Source organism: Ruixingdingia sedimenti, assembly GCF_031432425.1.
Lineage (GTDB): Bacteria > Pseudomonadota > Alphaproteobacteria > Rhodobacterales > Rhodobacteraceae > Ruixingdingia > Ruixingdingia sedimenti.
Genome location: NZ_JAVKPH010000085.1, coordinates 1 through 3,052, shown reverse-complemented (window position 1 = coordinate 3,052; position 3,052 = coordinate 1). Strand labels below are relative to the sequence as shown.

Annotated in this window: 3 protein-coding genes and 1 pseudogene; 1 reads left to right on the top strand and 3 read right to left on the bottom strand. The window is 64.1% G+C overall.

Going from position 1 to position 3,052, the window contains the following annotated elements; translation table 11 throughout:
- Window positions 1–133 (bottom strand): annotated as a pseudogene (locus tag RGD00_RS23040) (IS5/IS1182 family transposase); the annotation flags it as partial.
- Between the two features lie 333 nt (window positions 134–466).
- On the opposite strand from RGD00_RS23040, the gene RGD00_RS23035 reads away from it, so the two are divergent.
- A complete protein-coding gene (locus RGD00_RS23035) occupies window positions 467–1,381 on the top strand; it encodes a LysR family transcriptional regulator (RefSeq protein WP_062562802.1) in 915 nt (304 codons plus the stop codon).
- A 44-nt stretch (window positions 1,382–1,425) separates the two neighbouring features.
- Here RGD00_RS23035 and RGD00_RS23030 read toward each other — a convergent pair whose 3' ends face one another.
- Window positions 1,426–1,899, bottom strand: coding sequence for a hypothetical protein (locus RGD00_RS23030; RefSeq protein ID WP_310459571.1), 474 nt, complete (start codon window positions 1,897–1,899; stop codon window positions 1,426–1,428).
- Window positions 1,900–2,041: 142 nt separating this feature from the next.
- Window positions 2,042–3,034: an FAD:protein FMN transferase gene (locus RGD00_RS23025; RefSeq protein ID WP_310459570.1), complete on the bottom strand. Its 993-nt coding sequence runs from the start codon at window positions 3,032–3,034 to the stop codon at window positions 2,042–2,044.
- Window positions 3,035–3,052: the final 18 nt, after the last annotated feature.

The window sequence follows — 3,052 nt, the reverse complement described above, 5'->3', positions numbered from 1 at the left end:
GCTTGCCAGTCGGCGCGGCCTTCCACGTCATGGCGGGGTCGAACCAGATCGTCAGAGAGCCGCGGCGCTTGAGCGCTTGGTTATAGGCGGGCCAGTTCCTGGTCTTGTAGATCGGGGGTGTCGGTCTGCTCATGCAGTCAAGCTACCACGCTGGATTCACGAGATGAATCCCTCACGCGATTTGTGCAACAGAGCCGCGAAACTTGGGCAGACCATCCTAAAACCTTTGAAGGGATTCCTGCTGCGGTTGGCGCATAATAGAATCAGCTTATAACCACGTGCCGAAGAGTTTTAAGACATTCTCCTCCTCAAGTTGAGCGACGCAGGACAAACAGGGGAGCTCGACACTGCACAGGGCGATTCTGGTCATGTCTAGTTCACCGCAGCTACCTCATTATTGCCTGCCGATTCAATATGTTCTGTCCTCTCAGGATCAACATTATTCAAATCGGCACGGAGACCTTGCATGAATACACAGGCGCAGGACTGGGACGATCTGCGATTGTTTCTTGCCGTAGCCCGAGCGGGATCGCTTTCGGGCGCGGCACGGGTGCTTGGCGTGACCCATTCAACCGTTTTTCGTCGCATCGGCGCTTTCGAGCAGCGGATGGGTGTACGACTTTTTGACCGGCTGCCCGGCGGCTATGCCCTGACGGCCGCCGGCGAAGAGATGCGCGATTCTGTCACCTGCATCGAGGAGGAGGTTGCGGCGCTGGCGCTGAAGGTCACCGGGCAGGATCAGCGGCCAAGCGGGATGATCCGTATCACCGCGACCGACCTGTTGGCCGTCGGGGTTCTTCCGCGGCATATCGCGGCGTTCCGGGCGGAATGGCCGGGGATCGAGATCGAGGTGGTCGTAGCCGATACCGTGCTCGACCTGACACGGCGCGAAGCCGATGTCGCGTTGCGGCTTGGCAATCCGGGGCAGGAAACACTGGTCGGACGGCGGGTCGGGCGGTTGGCCTTCGCTATCTATGCAGCGCCCGGCCTTCATGCGCGAGGGCTGAGCGACCCGGCCGATGGCGACTGGATCAGCTACGGCGCGGCCCATGGTCCGCTCAGCCGCAGTCTGGCGCGCTGGTGGCCGCAAATGCGGCAGGTTTACCGGACGAACTCGATCATCGCCGCCCATGCCGCGGCGCAAGCGGGGATCGGTGTTGCAGCCCTGCCCTGCGTGGTTGCCGATTGCGACCCCGCACTGATTCGCGCCGCCGCATTGCCCGAGGATTTCATGCTGGATCTCTGGGTGCTGACCCATGAAGACCTGCGCCACACCGCGCGCATTCGCATCTTCGTGGATTTCATGGCCGCAGCCCTGGCCGCCGATGCCGATCTGCTGGAGGGGCGCTGCCCATGCAAGGCGATACCGGCAGGGGCATGACGCCTCTGCCGGTCCGGCCCCTTTCTGACTTGCGCAAATAGGCCTCAGTTGAAATTCTGCCAGCCCGGATGCTCGAAATGCTCGCCATAGGCGTTCAACGCCTGAACGATCGTCACCGCGCCAGTCTCGACCTCGCCGGCCTCCAATGCCGAGATGCCGGTCATCACCTCACCAAGGACGATATGGAACTGCTCGTCTACCTCGGGTTCCAGCACACAGTTCTCGACCATGAAATCGACCTGCTTCTGGACATCGGCAGCGACCCCATTCGCGGCATCGGCCGGCAGGGTGCCGTTGTGGATCGCGGTCAGGTTCGCGGCCATGGTTCCGTGAATCGCGGTCATGCCGGTGATCATGTTCTGATCGCCCTGCCATTTGGCGCCATCGTTCAGCGTGATCTCGATAGCCCCCGCGCCATGGCTGTCATGTCCCTGGGATTGCGCGGCGGCAATGCCAGCTGACCCCAGCGCGAGGGCGAGAGCGACAGCGACGGTGGTGAAAGATTTTACAGTCCGCATAGTGATCTCCTGTATCTGCCAAGTGGTTCTGGCCGCGGCGGGCATCGACAGACGCCGCCGGGCTTGGGATAGACATAGGCTGTCCGTTTTCGCACGAGAATTGACAAAACCTGCAAAGACCCATTGCACGAATGGACAGACCTCAGGCACAAACCAGACCCTCGCGGCCTGCCGCCGATACCATCGGGCTGTCGAACAACGCCCCGACGGCATGGGTCCGGATGCCGCCTGCCTCGCGCATCAGAAACAGCGCATCGAGGGAAAGGCGTGCGGCGAGTTCGCCGCCCGCCTGCGGACCCTGCACCATCAGCGCGGTTGCCCAGGCATCGGCTTCGGCGCAGCTGCCCGTGACGACCGTGACCGAGGCCGGCGACGACCGCAGCGGGCCGCCCGTCGCCGGGTCCATCGTATGCGACAGGCGCTGGCCCTGAACGGTGACATGATGCCGGTAATCGCCCGAGGTGGCGACGGCGGCATCTTGCAGCATCAGGACCGAATGGGGCGCGCGGCGTTCGGGATCGGGCGCCTCGACGGCGACGGTCCAGGGCATGCCGTCGGGCCGCAGCCCGGAGGCTCGCATCTCGCCGTCGATGCCAACAAGGAACCCGGTGATGCCGAAGCCCCGTAACATTTCGGCCAACCTGTCGACGCCGTAGCCCTTGGCGATGCCGTTCAGGTCGAGCGTGATGGGTGCATGTTTCCTGACCAACCCGGCCGCGCGGTCGATCTCCAGCACCTCATGCGCGGGCGGGCGCGTGGTTACCATGGCCCAGCGGATGGCTTCAGCGCTGGCTTCCTCGGGGCCAAAACCCCAGGCGCGCACCGCATCGCCCATGCCGATATCGAACGCACCGCCCGATGCCGCACAGATCCGCAGCCCGAGGTTCAGCACCTCGGCCAAGCCGGCAGGAACGGCCACCCAGGCGCCAGTGGGCGCCCGGTTCAGGCGCATCAAATCGCTGTGGGGCTGCCATGTCGACATTGCGGCATCGACCTCCGTCACGACCGCTTGCAGGGCAGCCTGCACCGGGGCGGGGTCCAGCCCGGCATCGGCGTGGAAAAGCGCCGACCAGCGCGTGCCCATGGTCGGGCCGTTCAGCGCGTGGCGGCCCGGGTCAGTAGATATCTTCGGCATAGCGCCCCTCCGCTTTCA